The sequence below is a fragment of the Streptomyces sp. NPDC050287 genome (assembly GCF_044459385.1).
Lineage (GTDB): Bacteria > Actinomycetota > Actinomycetes > Streptomycetales > Streptomycetaceae > Streptomyces.
Window position 1 is genome coordinate 594345 of sequence record NZ_JBITIY010000005.1, and the last position, 23648, is coordinate 617992.

Annotated in this window: 19 protein-coding genes; 9 read left to right on the top strand and 10 right to left on the bottom strand. The window is 72.3% G+C overall.

Going from position 1 to position 23648, the window contains the following annotated elements; genetic code table 11:
- Positions 1-92 precede the first annotated feature (92 nt).
- Positions 93-2447: a hypothetical protein gene (locus tag ACIBK3_RS21310; protein WP_399367544.1), complete on the top strand. Its 2355-nt coding sequence runs from the start codon at positions 93-95 to the stop codon at positions 2445-2447.
- Here ACIBK3_RS21310 and ACIBK3_RS21315 read toward each other — a convergent pair.
- The 4 genes from ACIBK3_RS21315 to ACIBK3_RS21330 all read right to left on the bottom strand — a co-directional run bounded on the left by ACIBK3_RS21315 (position 2417) and on the right by ACIBK3_RS21330 (position 7095).
- Positions 2417-4855 carry a right-handed parallel beta-helix repeat-containing protein gene (locus ACIBK3_RS21315; RefSeq protein ID WP_399367546.1) on the bottom strand — a complete coding sequence of 813 codons (2439 nt, stop codon included), beginning with the start codon at positions 4853-4855 and terminating at the stop codon, positions 2417-2419. The genes ACIBK3_RS21310 and ACIBK3_RS21315 overlap by 31 nt on opposite strands.
- 108 nt (positions 4856-4963) lie before the next feature.
- The gene (locus tag ACIBK3_RS21320; RefSeq protein WP_399367548.1) at positions 4964-5569 is read right to left on the bottom strand and encodes a hypothetical protein; all 606 of its coding nucleotides are present in this window, start codon (positions 5567-5569) and stop codon (positions 4964-4966) included.
- Positions 5570-5744: 175 nt separating this feature from the next.
- A complete protein-coding gene (locus tag ACIBK3_RS21325) occupies positions 5745-6596 on the bottom strand; it encodes an MOSC domain-containing protein (RefSeq protein WP_399367550.1) in 852 nt (283 codons plus the stop codon).
- Between the two features lie 43 nt (positions 6597-6639).
- Positions 6640-7095, bottom strand: coding sequence for a DUF6643 family protein (locus ACIBK3_RS21330; RefSeq protein WP_399367552.1), 456 nt, complete (start codon positions 7093-7095; stop codon positions 6640-6642).
- Positions 7096-7393: 298 nt separating this feature from the next.
- Between ACIBK3_RS21330 and ACIBK3_RS21335 the strand changes: the two genes are divergently transcribed.
- Positions 7394-8719 (top strand): TerD family protein, encoded by a 1326-nt coding sequence (locus ACIBK3_RS21335; protein WP_399367823.1) that lies wholly within the window; start codon positions 7394-7396, stop codon positions 8717-8719.
- A gap of 4 nt (positions 8720-8723) precedes the next feature.
- Here the strand turns inward: ACIBK3_RS21335 and ACIBK3_RS21340 are convergent, their stop codons facing one another.
- Positions 8724-9902 (bottom strand): glycosyltransferase, encoded by a 1179-nt coding sequence (locus ACIBK3_RS21340; RefSeq protein WP_399367825.1) that lies wholly within the window; start codon positions 9900-9902, stop codon positions 8724-8726.
- Positions 9903-9971: 69 nt separating this feature from the next.
- Here ACIBK3_RS21340 and ACIBK3_RS21345 point away from each other — a divergent pair, with 69 nt between their 5' ends.
- The gene (locus ACIBK3_RS21345; RefSeq protein WP_399367554.1) at positions 9972-10757 is read left to right on the top strand and encodes a glutamate racemase; all 786 of its coding nucleotides are present in this window, start codon (positions 9972-9974) and stop codon (positions 10755-10757) included.
- A gap of 69 nt (positions 10758-10826) precedes the next feature.
- Positions 10827-11363: a hypothetical protein gene (locus tag ACIBK3_RS21350; protein WP_399367556.1), complete on the top strand. Its 537-nt coding sequence runs from the start codon at positions 10827-10829 to the stop codon at positions 11361-11363.
- 27 nt (positions 11364-11390) lie between these two features.
- On the opposite strand, the gene ACIBK3_RS21355 is transcribed toward ACIBK3_RS21350, so the two are convergent.
- Positions 11391-12464 carry an O-antigen ligase family protein gene (locus ACIBK3_RS21355; protein WP_399367558.1) on the bottom strand — a complete coding sequence of 358 codons (1074 nt, stop codon included), beginning with the start codon at positions 12462-12464 and terminating at the stop codon, positions 11391-11393.
- 242 nt (positions 12465-12706) lie between these two features.
- On the opposite strand from ACIBK3_RS21355, the gene lnt reads away from it, so the two are divergent.
- The 4 genes from lnt to ACIBK3_RS21375 all read left to right on the top strand — a co-directional run bounded on the left by lnt (position 12707) and on the right by ACIBK3_RS21375 (position 17803).
- Positions 12707-14317: an apolipoprotein N-acyltransferase gene (gene lnt, locus ACIBK3_RS21360; protein ID WP_399367560.1), complete on the top strand. Its 1611-nt coding sequence runs from the start codon at positions 12707-12709 to the stop codon at positions 14315-14317.
- A 68-nt stretch (positions 14318-14385) separates the two neighbouring features.
- Positions 14386-14865: an NUDIX hydrolase gene (locus ACIBK3_RS21365; protein WP_399367562.1), complete on the top strand. Its 480-nt coding sequence runs from the start codon at positions 14386-14388 to the stop codon at positions 14863-14865.
- A gap of 54 nt (positions 14866-14919) precedes the next feature.
- Positions 14920-15720 (top strand): 3-hydroxybutyrate dehydrogenase, encoded by an 801-nt coding sequence (locus tag ACIBK3_RS21370; RefSeq protein WP_399367564.1) that lies wholly within the window; start codon positions 14920-14922, stop codon positions 15718-15720.
- A gap of 76 nt (positions 15721-15796) precedes the next feature.
- On the top strand, positions 15797-17803 hold the full coding sequence (locus ACIBK3_RS21375) for a helix-turn-helix domain-containing protein (RefSeq protein WP_399367566.1): 2007 nt from the start codon (positions 15797-15799) through the stop codon (positions 17801-17803).
- A 51-nt stretch (positions 17804-17854) separates the two neighbouring features.
- Here ACIBK3_RS21375 and ACIBK3_RS21380 read toward each other — a convergent pair whose 3' ends face one another.
- Positions 17855-19243 carry an MFS transporter gene (locus tag ACIBK3_RS21380; protein WP_399367568.1) on the bottom strand — a complete coding sequence of 463 codons (1389 nt, stop codon included), beginning with the start codon at positions 19241-19243 and terminating at the stop codon, positions 17855-17857.
- A 382-nt stretch (positions 19244-19625) separates the two neighbouring features.
- Between ACIBK3_RS21380 and ACIBK3_RS21385 the strand changes: the two genes are divergently transcribed.
- A complete protein-coding gene (locus ACIBK3_RS21385) occupies positions 19626-19898 on the top strand; it encodes a heavy-metal-associated domain-containing protein (RefSeq protein ID WP_399367570.1) in 273 nt (90 codons plus the stop codon).
- A gap of 99 nt (positions 19899-19997) precedes the next feature.
- Here the strand turns inward: ACIBK3_RS21385 and ACIBK3_RS21390 are convergent, their stop codons facing one another.
- From ACIBK3_RS21390 to ACIBK3_RS21400, 3 genes are all read right to left on the bottom strand, one after another.
- Positions 19998-20558, bottom strand: a complete 561-nt coding sequence (locus ACIBK3_RS21390; RefSeq protein WP_399367572.1) for a pyridoxamine 5'-phosphate oxidase family protein — start codon at positions 20556-20558, stop codon at positions 19998-20000.
- 8 nt (positions 20559-20566) lie between these two features.
- Positions 20567-21796, bottom strand: a complete 1230-nt coding sequence (locus tag ACIBK3_RS21395) for a cytochrome P450 (RefSeq protein ID WP_399367574.1) — start codon at positions 21794-21796, stop codon at positions 20567-20569.
- A 109-nt stretch (positions 21797-21905) separates the two neighbouring features.
- Positions 21906-23501 carry an MFS transporter gene (locus tag ACIBK3_RS21400; protein WP_399367576.1) on the bottom strand — a complete coding sequence of 532 codons (1596 nt, stop codon included), beginning with the start codon at positions 23499-23501 and terminating at the stop codon, positions 21906-21908.
- Between the last annotated feature and the right edge of the window lie 147 nt (positions 23502-23648).

The window sequence follows — 23648 nt, forward strand, 5'->3', positions numbered from 1 at the left end:
CGGTGACGAGGGGTGTAAGCGGCGCGCTCAGCGGCGATCCTTGTGCCCGCACAGACAGATGCCGACGGCGCGTCACGGGGGAAGTGCGAACAGTGGAACGTGCGCAGGAACATGTCTCGACCGGGGGAGCCGACAGCCGCGGCCCCGGGCCCGAAGAAGCCGGAGCCGCCCTGGAACTCCTGGTCCACGGGGTGGGCGGCACCACACCGGAGCAGATGCTGGACGATCCGCGCACGGTGCGGATCACCGGCGACGACATCGCGGCCGTCTTCCGGCGCGCCGACGACGCCGACGCCGAGTCCCGGCCGGCCGAGCGCCGCGGGCGCCCGGTGCCGGAGGCGTACGTCTGGTGCAACCTGACCTCCGGCAACGGCACCCGCGCCCTGTGGCTGTTGCTGCTGCCGTTCATGGTCGTCAACCTCGCGCACTGGATGCGCCCCACGGCCCGGGGCCGCCGGCGGACGGTGCGTCTGTACGGGCTGCTGGTGCGGCTCGCCGGCCTCACCCTGACCGTCCTGCTGGTCGCCGCCGCCTGCGAGGTGGCGCTGGAACTGGCGGCCTGGCAGTGCGCGGGCACCCGCGCGTGCGCCGAGCGGCACTCCTGGCTGGGCTTCCTGTCGCCCGACGTCTCCGACGGCGGCTGGTGGAGCCACCCCGGCCGTCGCCTCGCCGTCGCGGCCGTGGTCCCGGCCGCGCTCACCACGCTGCTGTGGTACCTGTCGCACCGCACCTGGAGCGCGTACGAGTCCCAGGAACCGATGTCCCGCACCGCGGAGCCCGAGGAGGAGACCGGCCGCACCGCGCTGGGGCGGCCCGGCTTCTGGTACGGGCGCCGCCTGGTGGCCCGGCTGCGCGCCGCGCACACCGCCGCCGGGCTGCTGACGGTCGCCGCGGCCGTGGGCACCTCGGCCGCCCGCTTCGACCACCGGCCCGGGGGCCCCGTCCTGCTCGACGTCCTGGGCCGGCTCCTGGAGGCGGCGCTGGTGGCGGCCACGGTGGGCGTGGTGTGGGTGGTCTGCCGCCGGGGCCGCAGCGAGCACCGCCTGGACCGGGAGCTCGACCGGCATCTCGTACGACGGCTGCCGCTCACCGCCCTCGCCCTGCTGGTCCTCGCCGCGGTGTACGCCGGGTGGGAGCGCCCGGGGTGGCAGTCGTCCGGGCGGCTGCTCGGCGGCGGCACCACCTTCGCGGGCATCGCCCTGGCCCAGGGCGCTCTCGTCATCGCCCTCGGCGTGGTCGCCCACGTGCTGCACCGGGCGCATCCCGACAGGCGGGCCGCGATGCGCGGGCTCGGCGGGCCGGCCGTGGCGATGCTGGCCTGCGCGCTCGGCGGTGTGATGTCCGGCGGTGTCTCCCAGCGGGTCGCCGACTGGCTGGACGGCACCGGCACCAGCATCCTCGGCCCGCCGGTCCTGCTGACCTGGCAGGCGTCCGTGATCCCGCCGCTGATCGTCCTCCTGCTGGTGCCGGCCGGCTGGCTGGCCCGGCGGACCTGGCTGCTGCGCCGGTTCGAACTGGCCGCCGTGGAGCGCGACTACCCGGACGAGCCGCAGGACGCGACCCGCACCCGCCGTATCGCCGGCATCCGCGCGATGGCCACCCTCACCGACCGCGCTCCTCTGCTCGTCGCGGTCACTTCCGCCGCGACGCTCCTCCTGGGCGCCGCGGCCCTGGTCGGCGCGATGACCACCGGCCAGACCCCCGCTGAGGCCGCCCGGCACACGTACGCCGTCGTCGAGAGCGCCGCCGAGACCGCCCAGGCGCTCGGTTCCTGGCTGATCGGCCTCGGCTTCATCCTGTTCGTCACCTGGGGCCGGCGCGCCTACAAGGACCCCTCCGCCCGCCGCACCATCGGCATCCTGTGGGACGTCGGCACGTTCTGGCCGCGCGCCGCCCACCCCTTCGCCCCGCCCTGCTACGCCGAGCGCGCGGTCCCGGATCTGACCTGGCGGATGGCGACCTGGACCCGGGCCACCCGCGGCCGGCTCGTCATCTCCGGCCACTCCCAGGGCAGCGTGCTGGCCGCCGCGGCCGCCTGGCAGCTCACCCCGGCCGCCCGCAAACGCGTCGCCCTGCTGACCTACGGCTCCCCGCTGGAGCGCCTGTACGGCCGCTGGTTCCCGGCCCACTTCGGCCCGGCGGCGCTCAGCGCCCTGCACCACGACGTGGACTGCTGGCGCAACCTGTACCGGCCCACCGACCCGATCGGCGGCCCGGTCCGCCTGCCTGGCGACTGCGGCCCCGAGGTCGACCGAAAGGCCCTCAAAGACCCGCTCGCCTACGGCCGCACCGCCCGGCACCCGCTGCCCGCGCCGATCCTCGGCCACTCCGACTACCAGGCCGACCCCGCCTTCGCAGAGGAACGAGAACGCCTGCTGGGCCGGCTGCGGCCGGAGGTGCCGGTACAGCAGCGGCCTCAGGAGGACTCGGGCAGGTCCTCGGCGTAGAGGAGTGTGAGATCGTCCGTGCTCGGGTCGGTGAACTGGGCGACCCGGCTCGCATGCCGCTCGACCATCGCCTCGAAGGTCTGCCGGGCGGTCCGGCCGTTGCCGAAGGCGGGGCCCTTGGGGAGCGCCGTGAAGTACGTCAGCAGCGCCTGCAAGGCGCCCGGCGCCAGCCGGTACTCGTGCTCCTCGGCCTGCTGCTCCACGATCCGCAGCAGCTCCTCGGGGGTGTAGTCGCTGAAGGTGATGGTCCGGGAGAAGCGGGAGGCGACACCGGGGTTGACCGACAGGAACCGCTCCATCTCGGCGGTGTAGCCGGCGACGATCACCACGACCGACTCGCGGTGGTCCTCCATCAGCTTCACCAGCGTGTCGATGGCCTCCTTGCCGAAGTCACGGCCGGAGTCCTCCGGCGAGAGCGCGTACGCCTCGTCGATGAAGAGCACCCCGCCGCGCGCCTTGTCGAAGGCCTCCTGGGTGCGGATCGCGGTGGAGCCGATGTGTTCGCCGACCAGGTCGACGCGGGACACCTCGACCAGATGGCCCTTCTCCAGCACGCCGAGGGAGGCGAGGATCTCGCCGTAGAGACGGGCGACCGTGGTCTTGCCGGTGCCGGGGGAGCCCGTGAAGACCAGATGGCGCTTGACCGACGCGGCCTTCAGACCTGCCTTCCGGCGGCGCCGGCCCACCTCGATCATGTCGGTGAGGGCCCGTACCTCGCGCTTGACGCTGTCCAGGCCCACCAGGGCGTCCAACTCGCCCAGGACGGCCTTCGAGGTCCGCGCGGGCTGCTCCGGTTCGGGGACGGCGACCAGGGGTTCCTGTTCGGTGGTGCGCTGGCCCGGGATCGAGCCCAGCAGGCCGGGGGAGTGGGCCGTCGTCTGGAGGGCGGTCTCCCGGGCGGCGGGCGGCCTGAGGCCCCCGCTCTCGTCACTGGTGCAGTCCTCCACGACGGGACCCGCGCCGGCCGGCGCGTCGGGCCCGGCGTCCGCGAACTCGTACCCGCCGCGCGCGCAGCGTTCCGTGCGGCACTTCTTCAACGTCGTCCGGCAGCCGTCGATCACATGGAAGCCGTAGCCGCCGCTGCCGGTCACCCGGCAGTGCAGGAAGCTGCCGCGGCCGCCCGCCGAGACGTAGAAGCCCGCTTCGGCGGGGGAGTCGACCGTGCAGCGCTCTATCGTCGGGTCGGCGCCCTTGGTGACGATGACGCCGGTCTGCGTGCCGTCCACCGTGCAGTTGTTGAGGGTGCCGCCGCTGCCGTGGTCGCGGAACCAGGCGCCGGTCGCCGCGTCCCGGATCCGGCAGTCGTCGAGCTGCGCGGTGGCGCCGTCGCTCACCGACACGGCCGTGTTGCGCACCTGGGACAGGTCGCTGTCGACGACGTCGGCGCGGGAGCCGCGGTCGAGGACGAACAGGGCGTCCGGCACGTCGTGCACCCGGCACGAGTCCAGTACGGCGGTCGCGCCGTCGCTGACCCAGACCGCCGGGTAGTCGCCGGTGCTGTCGAAGATCTCGCACTGGTTGGCGTCCACACGGGTGCCCGGGTCCCACACCGACAGGCCGTTGCGGCCGAACTGACGGACCGTCGTGCGGGTCAGCGTCAGCACCGAGCGGGAGCGCAGGTCGACCGCGTTCTCCGGGATGTCGTGGATCCGGCAGTCGGCCAGGGTCAGCACGGCGTCCGTGTCGAGGGTGACGCCGTCGGCGGTGGTGCGGTGCACATCGCAGTCGGTGAGGTGGGCGGTGGCCCGGCCGGTGACCTGGACGCCGCTGCCGCGGACCTCGTAGACCTCGCAACCCACCGCCTCCAGCCCGGAGTTCTCACCGGTGGCCGACAGCCCCACACCCGACGTGTGGTGCACCCGGCAGCGTTCCAGCCGCGGGTGCGCGCCGCCGCGGACGGCGACGCCCGCCTGACCCGCCGCGACGACCTCGCACTCCTCGAACACCCCGCCCCCACCGTCGAGTACGGCGATGCCGATACCGGCCGGGTTGTCGACGGTGCAGCGCCGCACGGTCGGCCGGGCGCCGCCACGCACCTCGATACCGGCGGCGGAGCGGGTGACGATCCGCAGGTCCGCGAGTTCCGGAGTGCCCTCCTCTACGAGCAACGCGGGCGCAGCCGCGTCCTGGCCCTCCACATGCAGGTCCTGGACCACGGCCGAGGCACGCACCGTCAGCGGCACCCCGTCCAGGGGCGCGATCCGTACGGAGCCGGGGGAGCCCTCCGGTCCGCGCAGGGTCACCGCCCGCTGGACGACGAGGTTCTCCCGGTAGGTGCCGGGCGCGACGGTGAGGACGTCGCCGTCGGCCGCGGCCTCCAGGGCGGCGGCGAGCGACGCGTACTCACCCGTGCGGCGACGCCACCTCGATGTACCGGTGTGCGTCACCTGGACCGTGCCCTGTGCCATGGCGCTGCTCTGCCCCCACCTCGTGTTACGCGGGTCGATACCGAATGCGTTCGGCCGGTCCACCGTAGCGTGCGTGCGGGCGGTGGTTTGACCAGAGCCGGAAGGCGGTCAGCTGCCGGTGCCGGTCCTTCCCCAGTCCGGGCCCGCCCGCTCCCATGCCTGGTCCCAACGGGCGTACCGGCGACGGACCATGCGCCACAGGGCCAGCCGTCTGCCGCCCTCGACGACGCCCGCCGTCAGCAGGACCGCACCGATCCCGGCGAGGACGGCATGGGTCGTCGCGGTGGCGGAGTCCAGCGGCCGGGCCACCATGCGGCCGTGCTCGTCCGTCCACAGCGTGAAGTGGTCACCGCGGTGCGGGTTCTGGACGGCGGCCAGGACCGTGCCGTGTCGCGTGCCGCCGTCCGGAGCGGTCCAGTCGGCGATCACCCGGCTGCGCAGATCCCGGCCGGACGAGGCGTCGGGGTCGGCCTCCAGCGGGGAGCGGTCCAGTTCGCGGACCACCGTGGCCGTCACCTCATGACGGGACTCGCGCTGCTCGCGGACCGCCCGCTGCAGCGCGTCCTGGGCGACGCCGCCGACGAGCGAGCCGAGCACCGGCCCGACGACCAGGATCACCAGCAGAGCCGCGAGACACACCCAGCCCTCGACCAGGTCGGTCCTGCGGCGCAGCGGGTTGTGCCGCCAGCGCCAGAGTCCACCGATTGCTCGCACCGTCCCGCACCCCCTTCCCGCTCCGTGATAACCCCCGCCGCCGGCGTTCACGCGCGGACCCGGTCAAAGAGAGAGGGAAATCACCGCCGGGACCTCTCATGAACTTCTCACCGAACACCCAACGCCCGGGCCCCCGGGCGGGGTTCCCGGGATCTTCGCCGGGGCGGGAACGTCCTCAACGGGAGTGGCTCTGTCCGTCCCGTGCGAGGACGGTGACCGGGTCGCCGACCCGGATCGCACCGCGGGATTCCGGCACCAGGTTCTGCCCGAAGACGAGCTCGCGACCGAAGCGGCGGTGCCTGCCGAGGGTGCGCAGAGGCTCCCGGCCGCGGTCGGCGGTGACCTGGTCGGTCGTCGTCACCACGCACCGCCCGCACATCTTCGCGACGCGGAAGGTGACCTCGCCGATGGCGACGCGCGACCAGTCGTCCTCGGCCCAGGCGTCGGTGCCCGACACGACCACGCTCGGCCGGAAACGGTTCATCGGCAACGGGCCCTCATGCGGATGATCGCCTTGGGCGATCAGGGCGTTGAGGGCGTCGAGGGAGGCCGCTGAGGTGAGCAGCAGCGGGTAGCCGTCGGCGAACGAGACCGTCTCACCGGGCAGCCCGTACTCCGGGTCGACGGGCCGGCGTGTGGCGGGGTCGTCCAGGTGGACCAGGCGCACATCGGCGCCGAGGTACGCGCCGCACCAGGCGTGCGCGGCCTCCCCCTCGGCCGGAACGCCCTCGACCTTGTCGCCGAAGATGTCCACCGACACGGTGCCGGACGGCCGCGGAACGGGCACCGTCAGCGGGTCCCTCCCGGGTGCGGACAGCCGAACGCCGCCGCCGGGCAACAGCTCGGCGGCGGCAAGCGCGAGGCGCGGGTGCTGGCGTTGGGTGACGACCTTTCCCCCGTCGTCGATCACCGCCCAGCGCCGGTCTCCGGCCAGCCCCCAGGGCTCCACGACGGCCTCCCGGGGCGCCAGGCCCCGGAACGCCTTGACCGGATGAACATGAATCGACTGCAGTTGTGCGTTCCCCATGGCTCTATGGTGCCAGGCGGCACCGACATCCCGGGGTGACGCGTCAGTAGCCGCCGCGGTACGGCTGCTGCTGATTGTTGTACGGCTCCTGGTAGTTGGCCTGCGGCGGCCGGGGAGCGGCGGGGCGCATCGCCTCGTACCCCGTCGTCATGCCCATGCCGGGAGCTGCGGGGCGTGGCTGCTGCGGATACTGCTGGGCCTGATAGCCGCGGGGCGCGGCGGCCTGCTGCGGGATGTACGCGGCGGGCGCCTGCTGGAGGGGGGCGGGCTGCTGATACTGCGGATAGCCGTAGGAGGGCTGGGAGGGGCCGGCGGGAAGGGCGGGCAGGGCCGACGGCAGGGCGGGCAGGTGACTGCCCGGCATGTCGTACGCGGCGGGGACCCGGATCGGGGCGATCTGCGGGGTGCCCCGCTCGGCCACGAGCGAGTCATAGATCGGAGTGTCCGGGAAGGAGGCGGAGTAGTAGCCGCCGCCATAAGTGGAGCGGGGGGAGGTCATGGCACATAAGTTAAGCCCACGATGTGCTGGTTGGGGAGACCGATAAGAGGGTTGTTTTCCGTGTCGGCAGTGGCGTGAGCCCCCCAATGCGAGCGAACGCGGCGAAAAGGGGCATAACTCGGGGTCGTTCTCATGTAAAAGCCGAGTTCCCGGTGGGTTACCGGGGGTTGGCGGCCTGCGATCCTGCGCCGCTCATGGGAGTTCGCCGTCCCGGAGAATAGGTTGAGCGGGAGACGGACCGACAGGGCTGCCGGGGCTCGGTCCGGCGCGCCGACACGTGATGGGGGTCGACATGTCAATGCCGAAGGGTTCCAACGCTCCGGTGCCGACGACGGCACTGCGCGTCGAACTGGGCTGGCGCTCCGGGCCGGGCGTGCCCGACGCGGACGCCTCCGCGCTGCTGCTGGTGAACGGAAAGGTCCGCTCCGACAGCGACTTCGTCTTCTACAACCAGCCGGTGCACTCCTCCGGCGCGGTCCGGCACCAGGGCAAACGGCAGTCGGGCGACCGGGTGACCGACACTCTTCTCGTCGACCTCGCAAGCGTCGAGCCCACGATCGAGACCGTGGTCCTCGCCGCCTCATGTGACGGCGGCACGTTCGGCGCCGTCCCCGATCTGTACATCGAGGTCAGGGACGCCGGGCGGGACACGGTGGTCGCTCGTTTCGACAGCACCGGCGCCACCGTCGAAACCGCTTTCGTGCTCGGCGAGTTCTACCGTCGGCAGGGCGCCTGGAAGTTCCGGGCCGTGGGCCAGGGGTACGGCAGCGGACTGGAGGGCCTGGCCACGGACTACGGCATCACGGTCGACGAACCCCAGCACGCCGCACCCGCCCCCACCGCACCGGTCACCTCGCCGGTCGCCGCACCCCTGGCTCCCGCACCCCCGGCCCCCGCGCCCCCGGCCCCCGTGCCCCCCGTCCCCGCGCGCCCGCTCACCGCGGCCCCGCCTCCGCCGCCGGCTTCGGCACCTCCCACCGCACCGGTCCGTCTGACCAAGGTGACGCTGACCAAGGCGGTCCCCTCCGTCTCGCTCACCAAGCAGGGCGGCACCTCGGGAGCCCTGCGCGTCAACCTCAACTGGGAGGTGCGCAAGCAGTTCTCGGGCTGGGGCAGCAAGCTCGGCCGCGCCGTCGCCCTGCACGCGGACCTCGACCTCGACCTGTGCGCCCTCTACGAACTCACCGACGGCAGCAAAGGGGTCGTCCAGGCCCTCGGCAACGCCTTCGGAGCCCTGCACCGGCCGCCGTACATCCACCTGGACGGCGACGACCGCACCGGCGCCCTCTCGAGCGGCGAGAACCTCACCGTCAACCTCGACCACAAGCAGGCCTTCCGGCGCATCCTCGTCTTCGTGACCATCTACGAAGGAGCGCGCTCCTTCGCCGACCTGCACGCCATGGTCACGCTCCAGCCGCAGCACGGCGCCGCGATCGACTTCTCCCTGGACGAGTGCACCGTCCCCTCGACGGTGTGCGCGCTCGCCCTGATCACCAACACCGGCAGCGACCTGGTCGTCCAGCGCGAGGCCCGCTACCTGGTGCCCGAGCGCGGCGTGAGCCCGCAGCGGACCGTCGACCACGCCTACGGGTGGGGCATGAACTGGACCCCGGGCCGGAAGTGACCGCTCAGGTCTCGTCACCGACGACGGCGTCCGGACGCGTGTCCGGACGTGCGTAGGTACGGCCCTTCCAGGCCGCGCCACGCCCCCGGTAGTGCTGTACCGCGGAATCGACCGTCATGAGGAGATAGAGGAACGCGGTGAACGGCAGCAGGGGAGCGAGCCACAGCGGCTGCCGGTAGTAACGGAGCATCGGCACGTACGTCCCGGCCATCACCAGCCACGCGAGACCGCCGACGGCCCCCGCCGCCGCGTTCCCCGCGGCCAGTCCCACGACCAGGGCCACGGGCGGCACCAGGTAGACCAGCGCCAGCCCGGCGACGGTACCGAGGAGCAGCAGCGGGTTGTGCCGCAGTTGCGCGTACGCGCTGCGCGCGACCATGCGCCACAGGTCGTGCAGCCGTGGATACGGGCGGACGCTGTCCACCCGGTCCGCCAGCCCCAGCCAGATGTGGCCGCCGCTGCCCTTGACGGCTCGGGCGAGCGCCACGTCGTCGATGACGGCGTGCCGGATGGCGTCCGGGATCCGGGCCCGTTCGGCGGCCTCGGTGCGCAGCAGCACGCAGCCGCCCGCCGCGGCCGCCGTCCGTCCCTTTCGCCGGCCGATCCACCGGAACGGATACAGCTGTGCGAAGAAGTAGACGAAGGCCGGCACGACCAGTCGTTCCCATGGACTCTCCACCCGTAGCCGGGCCATCTGGGACACGACGTCGAAGCCGCCCGCGCCGGCCGCCGCGACCAGCCGGCGCAGGCTGTCCGGCGCGTGGGCGATGTCGGCGTCCGTGAGGAGGAGGTACTCGGGGCCGCGCGCGCGTGCCAGGCCGATGCCCTGGCGTACGGCCCACAGCTTGCCGGTCCAGCCGGCGGGCGGTTCACCGGGGGAGGCCACGGTCAGCGGCAGCCCGCCGTGGCGGCGGGCCAGCTCGTGCGCCAGCTCCCCGGTGCCGTCGGTGCTGCCGTCGTCGACCAGGAAGACCTCCGCCCGCCCCGGATAGTCCTGGGCGAGCAGCGACGGCAGGCTCGCGGGCAGCACCGCCGCCTCGTCACGGGCCGGCACGACGACACAGACGGACGGCCAGACCTCCGGATCCCTGCGCGGCGGCAGCCTGACGTCCGTACGCCAGAAGAAGCCCTGGCCGAGCAGCAGCCACAGCCAGGCGGCGAGTGATCCGGCGGCGGTCCACATGATGGCGCTCACGTGCGCAGTCTGCCCCACCGGCCCTGCCGGTAACGGCCGATCGTCTATCGTGGCGGGGTGAAGATCGCGCTCATGGACTCCGGAATCGGTCTGCTCGCGGCCACCGCCGCGGTACGGCGTCTGCGGCCCGACGCCGATCTGGTGCTCTCCCTCGACCCCGACGGAATGCCCTGGGGTCCCCGCACCCCTCAGGACCTCACGCGGCGCGCACTGGCCGTCGCCGAGGCCGCCGCCGCACGGCGACCCGACGCCCTCATCATCGGCTGCAACACCGCCACCGTGCACGCCCTGCCGGCGCTGCGCGCCCGTCTCGAACCCGGCATCCCGGTCATCGGCACGGTCCCCGCGATCAAGCCCGCCGCGGCCGGCGGCGGTCCTTTCGCCATCTGGGCGACCCCCGCCACCACGGGCAGCCCCTACCAGCGCGGGCTCATCGAGGACTTCGCCGACGGCGTGGCCGTCACCGAGGTGCCCTGCTACGGCCTCGCGGAGGCGGTCGAGCACGCGGACGAGGCGGCCATCGAGGCTGCCGTCGCCGCGGCCGCGGCCCTGACGCCGGACGATGTAACGACCGTCGTCCTGGGCTGCACCCATTACGAGCTGGTCTCCGAGCGCATCCGCGCCGCCGTGCAGCGCCCCGGATTCCCCCCGCTCGTCCTGCACGGCTCCGCCGGAGCGGTCGCCGCTCAGGCGCTGCGCCGGCTCGGGGCGCAGCCCGCCCCTCTCGCACCGGTGAACGGCACCCTGACCATCTTGCTCAGCGGTCGCGAGGGCGCGCTCCCCGAGCCCGCACTGGCCTATGAGGAAGGCCGACTCCTCAAGGCGCTCAGCCCCGCCCGGTGACCCTTGCCCTGAGCAGTCACTGTGTGCAACGTCCTACCGGCGCAGCGAAACCTGAGTAGTCTCGTAGGCATGAGGGACCACCCCCACGGCAAGAGCGCCGCGCACCCCGACGTCTGGACCGGGCGGGCCTCCAACCGGTTCCAGTGGCTGCTGGCGCTCGGCGGCGCCGCCTGTCTCGCGCTCGGCATCGAGTTGGCCGTCGACTCCCAGTGGACGTCCGGCATCGCCCCGCTCGTGATGTCCGTCGTCGGATGCATCGCGGCCGGACTGCTGGTCCTCTTCGGCACCCTCGCCTTCGTGCACGTCGCCCTGAGGGTCGACAAGGAGTCCCTCGAGGTGCGCTGCGGCCACATCGGCGTGCCGCGCCGCCGCATCCCGCTGGCGCAGGTCGCCGGCGCCGAGTTCGACCCGCACGTCACCCCACGCCACTGGGGCGGCTGGGGCTACCGCTGGCGTCCCGAGAAGGGCACCGCCGTCGTCGTACGCCGGGGTGAGGGCGTGGTGCTGCGCCTGTGGGACGGCCATACGTTCACCATCACCGTGGACGACGCCGAAGCAGCCGTACGGGTCATCAAGGACCGGCTGCGGTCCGGCGCCGGGCGCTGAGCCCACCGAACCCAGGGCTCCGGGCGTTCACGGAGCCTGCCCTTCACCGCGTACGCGTACGTCCGTCCCGTGCCGCGGGGACTCGTCGGCCAGGGGACGGGCCGTTGCCAGCCCGGCGAGCAGTCCCGCGCCCACCGACACCGTGGTGAAGCTCAGCGCGTTGCCCAGGCAGGCGATCGCGGCCACCGCCGTCAGCGCCGCGCCCGCGGTCAGCACGACCGGGGTGGGACGCCGGGTGCGCCAGAGGGCGTACAGCACCCAGCAGAAGGCCGCCGTCAGCAGGGCGACGCCGACGATCCCCTGTTCGGCCGCCTGCTGTAGCGGCGCCGAATGAGGTTTGCCGTCGGAGAGCAGGGTCTGGGCCGACGTCCGGCTGAGTTCGCCGAAGCGGCCCGGGCCCACGCCCAGCCCGGCGTTCCCCCGGGCCATGTGCAGCGCGTCCTGCCACAGCCCGACCCGCTGTCCGGTCAGCCGGCTCTCCAGGGAGGCGGCGAGCCCGGCAGGTACCTTGTTCCCCGCGACCGCCCAGGTCAGACCGGCCACCAGGGCCGCGGACAGGGCCAGTCCGGCGATGCCCGCACCCCGGTGGCGCATCCGCCCCGCGGCGAGCGAGCCCAGCAGCACCGCGACGCACGCGGTGAACCCGGCGATCGAGCCGAGTGCGGCCGCGGTCACCGTGATCCCGGCGGCCAGCAGACGCAGCGCCGGCCGCAGCGCCGGGGACTCGGTGGCCCAGGCGGCGCAGCACGCGGCACCGGCGGACAGCGTGAGCAGGGCGGCGGTGGCACCGGCGTGCCCGAGCGGCGTGATGATCTCGGGCCCGGGGGAGAGGTACGGCAGCCCCACGGTGAGACCGAGCCCCGCCAGCGCCCCGGCGCCCGGCGCGGCGACCGGGAGCAGCGCCCCGGACACCCGTCCCGCGGCATAACCGGCGGCCACGGCCAGGACCGCGAGAAGCATCCCCTCGGGGCGGCCGTCATGCGCGGCCGCCGTGATCAGGGACCAGGCGGCGCAGGCCCCGAGAATCACCACGCCGGCCGCGTCCGAAACGTTTCGTCTGTCGTCGTCCGCTGCCGGCTCCGCACCGGCCGCGGACGTCATCCCCGTGGAACCCACCCCGCCCCCCGAACCCGGTCGCCCCCGACCTGTGCCGTCCCCGGTCGTGCGGGCGCTACCGGCCCGTACGACAAAGCCCCGGGCCACACCGTAACGGCTGATGGGCGGTTTGTGGACGAGTTGGACCGAGATGCGCAGAAACGATGCTGCCGATGCGAACGCCGAGGCCCGTGGGGCTCGGCGGACCGCGCTGTCGGCGCCGGGCCCGGCCGCCGTACACTCCCACAGTGACCGTCACCGCAACTTCCGTGGACGAGTCGGACCAGGTGAGGCAGCCGACCGCGCCCGCAGCGCGCGGGACGCGGCTCCTGCGACTCCTTCCGGCCGCCGCCGCAGCGCTCTCCGGAGTGCTGCTCTACGTCAGTTTCCCGCCGCGTACCCTGTGGTGGCTGGCCCTGCCGGCCTTCGCCGTCTTCGGGTGGGTGCTGCGCGGGCGCGGCTGGAAGGCGGGCCTCGGCCTCGGCTACCTCTTCGGACTCGGCTTCCTGCTGCCGCTGCTGGTGTGGACCGGCGTGGAGGTCGGCCCCGGGCCCTGGTTGGCGCTGGTCGCCGTCGAGGCGCTCTTCGTCGCGCTGGTCGGCGCGGGCGTCGCCGTGGTGTCCAAGCTGCCGGGCTGGCCGGTGTGGGCGGCCGCGGTGTGGATCGCCGGAGAGGCGGCACGCGCGCGTGCGCCCTTCCACGGCTTCCCGTGGGGCAAGGTCGCGTTCGGTCAGGCGGACGGTGTTTTCCTGCCGCTCGCCGCGGTGGGCGGCACCCCGGTGCTCGGCTTCGCCGTCGTCCTGTGCGGCTTCGGCCTGTGCGAGGTCGTGCGGCTGGCCGTTCAGGCCCGGCGCACGGGCGCCGTTCGACGGTCGGCTGCCGTCGTGGCCCTGCTCGGCGTGGCCGTGCCGGTGGTGGGCGCGGTGGCCGCGCGGCCTCTGGTGAGCGACAAGGCCGAGGACGGCAGCGTCACCGTCGCGGTCATCCAGGGCAACGTCCCGCGCGCGGGACTGGAGTTCAACGCCCAGCGGCGGGCTGTGCTCGACCATCACGCCCGCGAGACCGAGCGGCTCGCCGCGCAGGTCAGGGCGGGCAAGGTCGCCAAGCCGGACTTCGTGCTGTGGCCCGAGAACTCCTCCGACATCGACCCGTTCGCCAACGCCGACGCGGCCGCCGTCATCGACCGGGCGGCCAAGACGATCGGCGTGCCGGTCTCGGTCGGCGGTGTCGTGGGACGCGACGGCAAGCTGTACAACGAGCAGATCCTGTGGGACCCGGTCAAGGGGCCCACCGACACCTACGACAAGCGGCAGATCCAGCCGTTCGGCGAGTACCTCCCGCTGCGCTCGCTCATCGGGGCGATCAACACGAACTGGACCTCCATGGTCAGCCAGGACTTCAGCCGGGGCAGCAAGCCGGGCGTGTTCGACATGGACGGAGCCAAAGTGGGCCTGGTCACCTGCTACGAGGCCGCCTTCGACTGGGCGGTGCGCTCCGAGGTCACCGACGGCGCTCAGATGATCTCCGTCCCGAGCAACAACGCCACCTTCGACCGCAGCGAGATGACCTACCAGCAGCTCGCCATGTCCCGGGTGCGGGCCGTCGAGCACAGCCGGACCGTCACCGTCCCGGTGACCAGCGGCGTCAGCGCGATCATCATGCCGGACGGCAGGATCACCCAGCGAACCGGCATGTTCGTGGCCGACTCCCTGGTCCAGAAGGTCCCGCTGCGCTCCTCGCAGACGCCCGCCACGCGCCTGGGCGTCCTGCCGGAGATCGCTCTGGTGCTGGTCGCCGCGGGCGGACTCGGCTCAGCGATCGGCGCCGGTGTGCGCCGTCGACGCGCCGGTGACGTGTAGCCGTACGCCCGTCGCACGCCCGGCGAAGATCACCTGAGCCGGGAAACCCGGCCCGTTAGGGTCGGAGCATGGCTACTCCTGACTTCATCCGTTCGCTGCGGGCCTCCATCGGCCACGAGTCGCTGTGGCTGCCCGGCGTCAGCGCCGTCGTCTTCGACGACGAGGGCAGAGTGCTGCTCAACCGCCGCAGTGACACCCTCAAGTGGTCGTTGATCGGCGGTATCCCGGAGCCGGGCGAGCAGCCCGCGGCCTGCGCCGTGCGGGAGGTCGAGGAGGAGACGGGAGTGCACTGCGAGGTGGAGCGGGTGATCCTCGTCCAGGCGCTCAAGCCCGTCACCTACGACAACGGCGACGTGTGCCAGTACATGGACATCGCCTTCCGCTGCCGGGCCGTCGGCGGCGAGGCGCGGGTCAACGACGACGAGTCGCTGGATGTGGGCTGGTTCGCCGTGGACGCCCTGCCCGAGCTGAACGAGTTCGGCCTGCTGAGGATCAAGCAAGCCATGGCGGACGCCCCCACATGGTTCGACCCCACCAGTTCCGAGTGAAGTATGGGTGATGAACACATGGGGCGGGAGGCGAGCGCTGCCTAAGGTCGGAACATGACCGCTCGCAGCGCCCTTCCGGGACCCCACGCCCCCACGCTCGACCTCGGCGGCCGCACCGCGCTCGTGACCGGTGCGGCCGGCGGCATCGGCCGCGCCTGTGCCCTGCGGCTCGCCGCCGCCGGGGCCAAGGTCAGAGCGGTCGACCGGGACGCCGCCGGTCTGGAGGCACTCGCCGAGCAGGGCGGCGGCCTCGCGGGCACCGTCGAGGCGCACGTCCTCGACCTCACCGACCTGGACGCCGCCGAACTGGCCGCCGCGGGCACCGACGTCCTCGTCAACAACGCCGGGCTGCAACTGGTGCGGCCCATCGAGGAGTTCCCGCCCGACGTCTTCCACACCGTGCTCACCGTCATGCTGGAGGCGCCGTTCCGGCTCATCCGCGGCGCCCTGCCCCACATGTACGGGCAGGGGTGGGGCCGCATCGTGAACGTGTCCTCCGTCCACGGACTGCGGGCCTCGGCCTACAAGTCGGCCTATGTGGCCGCGAAACACGGTCTGGAGGGGCTGTCCAAGACGGCCGCCCTCGAAGGCGCCCCCCATGGGGTCACCTCGAACTGTGTGAACCCGGCCTATGTGCGCACACCACTGGTCGAGGAACAGCTCGCGGACCAGGCCCGGGCGCACGACATCCCCGAGGAGCGTGTGCTGGCCGAGGTGCTGTTGCAGGACAGCGCCGTGAAGCGGCTGATCGAACCGGAGGAGGTCGCCGAGGCCGTGGCGTATCTGTGCGGCCCGCAGGCCTCCTTCATGACCGGCACCTCGCTCGTCCTCGACGGCGGCTGGACCGCGCACTGAGCGGGGCGGTGCCGGTGGTCCGCGGAGTTTTCCACAGGGCTGACGCGGCGGCCGCGCGATGAGGAATCCTGGGGGCATGTCCCGCGATCACGCGCAGCCCGCCGAGCGAGCCGCCGCCCACGCGCCGGCAGAGGACCGGTCGGGCGACGCCGCCCAGGCGCCTGCCCACGACGGGGCGGGCGCCGCGCCGGTGCCCGGCAGCGCCGAGGCGCCGTTCCTGGAGCTGCTGGCCCGGGGCGCGTCCGCCGATGCCTATGAGCAGCCGGTGCTGATCGCCCGTGCCGAGGGGAGGCCGGCCCAGGAGATCGCCGCGCTGGAGGCGGTCAGGCCGCTCGCGCTGCGCGTGCGCTCGGAGCTGGAGGGACGGCGCCGACGGGAGGCCGAGCTGTCCGCCCTCTTCGAGACCGCCCACGACCTGGCCGGGCTCCGCGACCTGGACGCCGTGCTCCAGGCCATCGTGCAGCGCGCCCGCTCACTGCTCGGCACGGACGTGGCCTACCTCAGCCTGAACGACCCGGCGCGCGGTGACACCTACATGCGCGTCACCGAGGGCTCGGTCGCGGCCCGCTTCCAGCAACTGCGCCTCGGGATGGGCGAGGGACTCGGCGGTCTCGTCGCCCAGACGGCCAGGCCGTACGTCACCGACGACTACTTCAAGGACGACCGCTTCCAGCACACCCTCACCATCGACTCCGGCGTGCGGGACGAGGGCCTGGTCGCCATCCTCGGCGTGCCGCTCATGCTCGGGCCGCACGTGATCGGGGTGCTGTTCGCGGCGGACCGCCGGGCCCGGGTCTTCGAGCGCGAGCAGATCGCGCTGCTCGGCTCGTTCGCCGCGCTGGCAGCGGCCGCCATCGACACCGCGAACCTCCTGACCGAGACCCGCTCCGCTCTCGCCGACCTGGAGCATGCCAACGAGATCATCCGGGACCGCAGCGGCGTCATCGAGCGCGCCTCGGACGTCCACGACCGCCTCGCCGAACTCGTGCTGCGTGGCGGCGGGGTCCACGACGTGGCCGCCGCCGTATCCGAAGTCCTGGACGGCACGGTGGAGTTCACGGAGGCGACCGCCGCACCGGCCGAGGCGTTGGAGGCGTCCCGCGCGGACGGGCACGCGGTGCGGCACGCGGAGGACTGGATCGCCGCCGTGGCCGCCGGCGGCGAACTCCTCGGCGCTCTCGTCCTGCGCGGCCACCCGGGACTCGATCCCGTCGACCAGCGCACACTGGAGCGCGCCGCGATGGTCACCTCCCTGCTGCTGCTCGCCCGGCGCTCCGCCGCCGAGGCCGAACAGCGCGTGCGGGGAGAGCTGTTGGACGACCTGCTGGATGCCCGAGACCGCGACCCACGGCTGTTGCGCGAGCGCGCGTCCCGGTTGCGGGCCGATCTCGACGCCACCCATGTGGTGCTGGCCGCGCGTCTGGACGGTACGGCGGCCGACGCCGACCAGGAGGCGGTCGCCCGTCGGCGTCTGTGGTCCGCCGCCTCCCACCTCGCCGCCACCCGGCACGGCCTGGCCGCATCCCGCGACGGCGGCACCGTCCTGCTGCTGCCGCTCGAGCCCTGCGACACCGCTACGGAGGTGGCCCGCCGAACGGCCCGCCACCTCGGCACCGCCGTGCACGATTCGGTCACCGTCGGAGCCTCCGCTCCCGTCGAGGACCTCGCCGCCCACCCGGAGGCCGTGGCCGCCGCCTACGAGGAAGGCCGCCGCTGCCTGGACGCGCTACGGCTGCTCGGCCGCTCCGGCGACGGAGCCGCCGCCGAGGACTTCGGCTTCCTGGGCCTTCTGCTCGCCGGGGACCGCGACATCGCGGGCTTCGTCGAGCGCACCATCGGCCCGGTCGTCGCCTACGACGAACGGCGCGGCACCGACCTGGTGCGCACCCTCGACGCGTACTTCGGCAGCGGCATGAGCCCGGTGCACACCAAGGACGCCCTGCACGTCCATGTGAACACGGTCGCCCAGCGGTTGGAGCGGGTCGGCCGCCTCCTCGGCGACGACTGGCAGCACCCCGCCAGAGTCCTGGAGATCCAACTCGCCCTGAGACTCCACCGGTTGTCGGGCGCGGGGCAGCGCTGACCCCCGTACGCACGGACGTACAGGGGTCGGACCGGACGACGGAGCCCACGTTCAGGCCGTGCGCGCGTCCGCCGCCGTGGTGGGCGCCGGCTGCGTGTCGGCGGGGTCCACGTCGGCCAGGTCCCGGTGCCGGGTCTCCTTGGCCACGCCGACAGCGACGACCGTGAGGACGGCCGCGGCGATGACGTACAGCGCGATGGGGGTGGAGCTGTCGTAGTCGGCCAGCAGCGCGGTGGCGATCAGGGGCGCGGGCGCGCCGGCCGCGACGGAGGCGAACTGGGCGCCGATGGAAGCACCGGAGTAGCGCATGCGGGTCGCGAACATCTCGGAGAAGAAGGCGGCTTGGGGCGCGTACATCGCGCCGTGCATCACCAGGCCGACCGTCACGGCGAGGACGAGGTTGCCGAAGCCGCCGGTGTCGATGAGCGAGAAGAACGGGAACATCCACAGACCCACGCCGAGCGCGCCGAGCAGATAGACGGGGCGGCGGCCGACACGGTCCGACAGGGCGCCCCAGGCCGGGATCACCGCGAAGTGCACCGCGGAGGCGATCAGCACCGCGTTGAGCGCGGTCTGCCGGGAGACGCCGGCCGAGGTGGTGGCGTACACGAGGATGAACGCGGTGATGACGTAGTAGCTGATGTTCTCCGCCATGCGGGCGCCCATCGCCACCAGCACGTCCCGCCAGTGGTACTTCAGCACGGAGACGAGCGGCAGCTTCTCGGCTTCGGCCTCGGCCGCCCGGGCCGCCTTGCGGGCCTCGGCCTGTGCCAGTGCCTGCTTGAAGACCGGCGATTCATCGACAGACAGACGAATCCACAAACCGACGATCACGAGTACACCGGAGAGCAGGAACGGGATCCGCCAGCCCCAGTCGCCGAACGCGCTGTCCGACAGCACGGCGGTCAGCAGGGACAGCACACCGGTGGCGAGCAGTTGCCCCGCGGGCGCGCCGGTCTGCGGCCACGAGGCCCAGAAGCCGCGCCGCCGCGCGTCCCCGTGCTCGGACACCAGCAGCACGGCCCCTCCCCACTCACCGCCGAGCGCGAAGCCCTGCACCAGGCGCAGCACGGTCAGCAGCACGGGAGCGGCGGTGCCAATGGTGGCGTGGGTGGGCAGCAACCCGATCGCGAAGGTCGCCCCGCCCATCAACAGCAGGCTCAGCACCAGCAGCTTCTTCCGCCCGAGCCGGTCACCGTAGTGTCCGAACACCAGGGCCCCCAGCGGCCGGGCGGCGAACCCGACGGCGTAGGTCAGGAAGGAGAGCAGCGTGCCGACGAGCGGGTCCGAGTCCGGGAAGAACAGCTTGTTGAAGACGAGGGCGGCCGCGGAGCCGTAGAGGAAGAAGTCGTACCACTCGATGGTGGTGCCGATGAGGCTGGCGGCGACGATGCGTTTGAGGCTGGCGGGGGGTGCGGGAGCGGTTACGGGGGACGACATCGGTACCACTTCCAGGAGGTTGGCGGGGACGGGTTCGTGTCGCCATACCGTAGGAATCTGCAGGTCAGGGGCACATGTGGCGGGGCAACATAGTTCGGGAGTTGGTTATGCGCGTGGCCACCATGCCGAGCTTGCGTCCTGAGAAGTGGTGCACCAGACAGTCTGCCCTGCGCGCCCTCACCGCCAAGGAGATCCACCCCGCACTGACGTGGTCGGCATCTTCCCCGACCGCACCGCCGCACCAAGGAGCTGCGGATCGGGTCGCCGGTCGGCTTGCCGCCAGATAGGGGTAGGGGGTATACCTGTGCTTCGTAAGCCTCAATACCCCAACGCCCTATGGGTATTGGCGCCCAGCCTGTTCTCATTCCTCAGGAGGAAGCCCATGTCGTCCTGCTGCACCCCTGACGGCAGCTGCCACACCAGCGAGCCCGCGACCGAGGGCACGAAGACCGTCTACGCCGTGTCGGGCATGACCTGCAGCCACTGCAAGACCTCGGTCACCGAAGCCGTCAGCGGGATCGACGGCGTGCTCTCGGTCGACGTGGACCTGGAGGCCGGCCGGGTCACGGTGGTCGCCAAGGAGAACCCCGACGATGCGTTGATCGCCAAGGCGGTCGACGAGGCGGGGTACGAACTGACCGGCCGCGCCGCCTGACACCGGTCCACAAGCCGCTCCTCGCGACAAGCGGGGAGCGATCCGGCCGGGCTCATGCATCCCCCGTCAGCGAGCCCGGCCGGATCAACTCCGCTCGGATCAGGGCGAAACCGCGTGTGGACGCGCGCGAGCGGACAGCGCGGCCTGGGTAACGGCGTCCAGCGGCAGCTCGACACGGCGGTCGATACGGTCCTCCGCCCACCTGCGCGTGTCGATCAGCCACCACCGCTCGACGTCGATCCGGTAGAGCCGGTGCGGCGCGGGTGCCCGCAGCAGCTCCGGCCGGAGCCGCCACTGCGCACGTTGCTCGGCGTCGGGGAACATCGCTTGGTAGAAGGGCGCGTAGTACGTGCCCAGTTGCTCTGGCCCGATCTCGGAACAGCGGCCGGTGAACTGCGCGCCGTCGACAGCCGCGAAGTCCGCTCCTTCCGCACCTTCGGCCACGAACAGCGAACCGCTCACCCGGGGCTCGGAGCGGATGTCGGCGCCGTGCCGGGAGTCGGCGGACGAGCCGAAGACGAAGTGCAGTGGATCGGCGAACCAGGCGTACTGCAGAGTGGCCACCCACGGGGCTCCGTCCCGGACGGTGGCCATGTTCAGATAACGGGCCCGGTCCAGCAGCTGTGCCGTCCGGTCGATCAGACTCTCCTCCAGGGCCATGCGCGACCTCACTTGTGCCCCAGGAGGACCGGCAGCGACGAGATGTCGTTGCCGATGAAGGTCTGCCCTGGTGGGACGTCCTCGGGGTCGACCGCGAGCGCCAGGCGCGGGAACCGGTCGAAGAGGGCGGGCAGGGCGATACGGGCCTCGAGGCGGGCGAGATGTGAGCCGGGGCAGAAGTGGGTACCGAGACCGAAGGCCAAGTGGTCCTTGTTCTCCCGGTCGATGTCGAACGTGGTGGGATCGGCGTGCACCTCGGGGTCCCGGCCGTGCGCGCCATAGCAGATGAGGATGGCGTCTCCGGCGCGTATGACCACGCCCTCGCCGAGGTCGATGTCCTCCGCGGCCCAGCGCATGGGCAAGTGCATCACCGGGCAGTGCACCCGCAGTGACTCCTCGATGGCGTCGTCCCACCTGGCCGGTTCCGCCCGCAGGACGGCGAGCTGGTCGGGGCGTGTGAGGAGTTCACGGATGCTGTGGTCGAGCAGGTTGATGGTCGTCTGGCTGCCCCCGCCGATCATCAAGAGAAGTGTCGACACCAGTTCGTGCTCGTTCAGCGACTCCTCCCCCTCCTCGCGCGCGGCGATCAGGAAGCTGGTGAGGTCGTCCGCCGGAGTGCGCTGCTTGGTGGCGATCAGCAGTCGCATCGCCGACACGAGGTCGTTGTAGAGGGCGACCGACTCCTCCTCGGACAGGCCGGTCTTGGCCACGGCCCGGAACACACGCAGTACTTCGGGCCGCTGGTCGTCCGGGATGCCGAAGAGGTCGCAGATCACCTGGGTCGGCACGCAGTAGGAGAACTCCTCGTGCAGATCGACCGGCTCGTCGCCGGGCCGTGCGGCCAGCCCGTCCAGCAGCATGGCGACGTCGGCTTCGATGTGCGATCGCAGCTTCTCCACCCGGCGGGGCGTGAAGGCGGGGGTGATCAGCTTGCGCAGCCGTGCGTGCTCCCGCCCGTCCGCGGTGGCCATCGAGTCCAGGTCGACCCAGGGGGACAGCCAGGGTACGGAGCCGGGCTGGTAACTCGGCACGGTCTTCTTCAGGTTCCGGGAGACGCCGGGGTGGGTCAGGAGTTTCCTGACGACGTCTCCCCGGGACACCGACCACGCCGCCACACCCTCGGGCAGCTGCACCGGGACGGCAGGTCCCAGCGACCGCAAATGCTCCACCTGTGCGTACATGCACCGGCCACCCTTGTTGTCGAGCGTCTCGGTGGGAGTCGCGCTGAAGGGAATCACTACGTGCCTCCTGATGAGGGCCGGGCGCGGCGGCCGGCGCAGACGCTGCCTGCTCCGACCGCCACGTCCGGCGGAGTTCACTTGGATGTGTCAGTGCCGTTCGGAACTTTCAGTCGGCCTCCGCGGCGGAGACCGACTCGGCCGGGCTCGCCTCCCCGGACGGGCCGGCCGGCACCGCCGAGCCCGTCGGCGGTACATGGCGGAGCGAGACCGCCGCGGCGACGGCACCCGCCGCCGCGATCACCGCGGCCGTGGCGGCAGCGGTGTTGAGGCCGGTCGTGAACGCGTCCCGGGCCACGCGCAGCAGCTGGTCGCCGACACTGCCGGGGATCCCCCGCGCGGCGGCGACAGCGCCGTCGAGGTTCTCCCGGGCGGCGTCCGCCGCCGCGTCCGGCAGTCCCTCGGGCAGCTTGTCATCGACCCCGTTGCGGTAGACCGCGGTACCGATGCTGCCGATGATCGCGACACCGAGGGAGATTCCGAGATCGTTGACGGTCGAGGCCAGGCCGCCGGCCGCGCCCGCCTTCTCCGGCGGCACCGAGCCGACCACGAGGTCCGTGGTCAGTGCCATGGACGGGGAGACCGCCGGGTACAGGACGATGAAGCCGGCGATGACCCAGGGCAGTCCGGTCGTGCTGTCGATCTGGGTGAACAGGATGTAGCCGACCACCTGCACGGCCAGACCCGTGGCGATGACATACCCAGGCCGGACGCGCCGGGCGATGACGGGAGACCTCATCGCCACCACGATCAGGACCAGGGCCGCGGGGAGAATCGCGAACCCGGTCTTGAGCGGCGCGAGCCCCTTCACCAGCTGAAGGTACTGGGTGAACATCAGATACACGCCGCCCAGCCCCATGGCCGAGAGGATGAACACCCCCAGAGCTCCGCTGACCGTCCGGTTCTTGAACAGGCGGACGTCCAGCAGCGGTTCCGAGGAGCGCAGCTGTCGGATGACGAACCAGACGCCGAACAGCACGCCGACCACGACGGCCAGCGCCGAGAGCATCGGCGAGTCGGTCGTGGCGAACGACTTCACACCGTAGATCAGCGGCAGCAGCGTCAGCACCATGAGCAGCGCGCTGAACAGGTCGAGCTTGCCCGCGCTGGGTCCCTGGCGGCCCGGAAGCAGCAGCGGGGCGCCGATCACCACGACCGCCATGACCGGTACGGCGACGAAGAACGTGGCCCGCCAGGAGAACGCCTCCAGCAGCAGGCCGCTCAGCAGCGGTCCCAGCGCGACACCCGCCGAGATGGCCGCCGCCCAGGTGCCGATGGCGACGCCTCGCTGCTTCGGGTCCTGGAACGTCGTGAAGATCAGGCCGAGCGTGGTCGGCATCTGCATGGCCGCGGCGACGCCGAGCAACGCACGCCAGACGATCATCATCGCGGGCGAGTCGGTGTAGGCGGCCACCGCCGAGACCACACCGAAAAGCACGGCCCCGGTCACCAGCACGTTCCGGTGACCGAAGCGGTCCGCCACGGTGCCCATCAGCACCAGCAGGCTGGCCATCAGGAAGCCGTAGATGTCCAGGATCCACAGCGTCTGTGTGCTGCTGGGCCGCAGGTCGGCCGCGAGATAGGGGATGGCCAGGAACAGGATGGTCAGCATCATGAACAGCAGGAGCGCGGGAAGAACCAGCAGGCCCAGCGCGGCCCACTCCTTACGTCCTGCTCGTAACTGCGTACTTCCTGCCGAAGACATCGGCACTCCTCTCCTCGTCGAGCCTGCGACACCACCGCGCACCGGCGGCCACTGACGCACAGGCATACCCCCACCGGGTATTGATGTTGAAAATACGGGTGGGGGGTATGGGTGTCAAGCCAGCCGGGGAGCCGGGCGTCGGCCGGT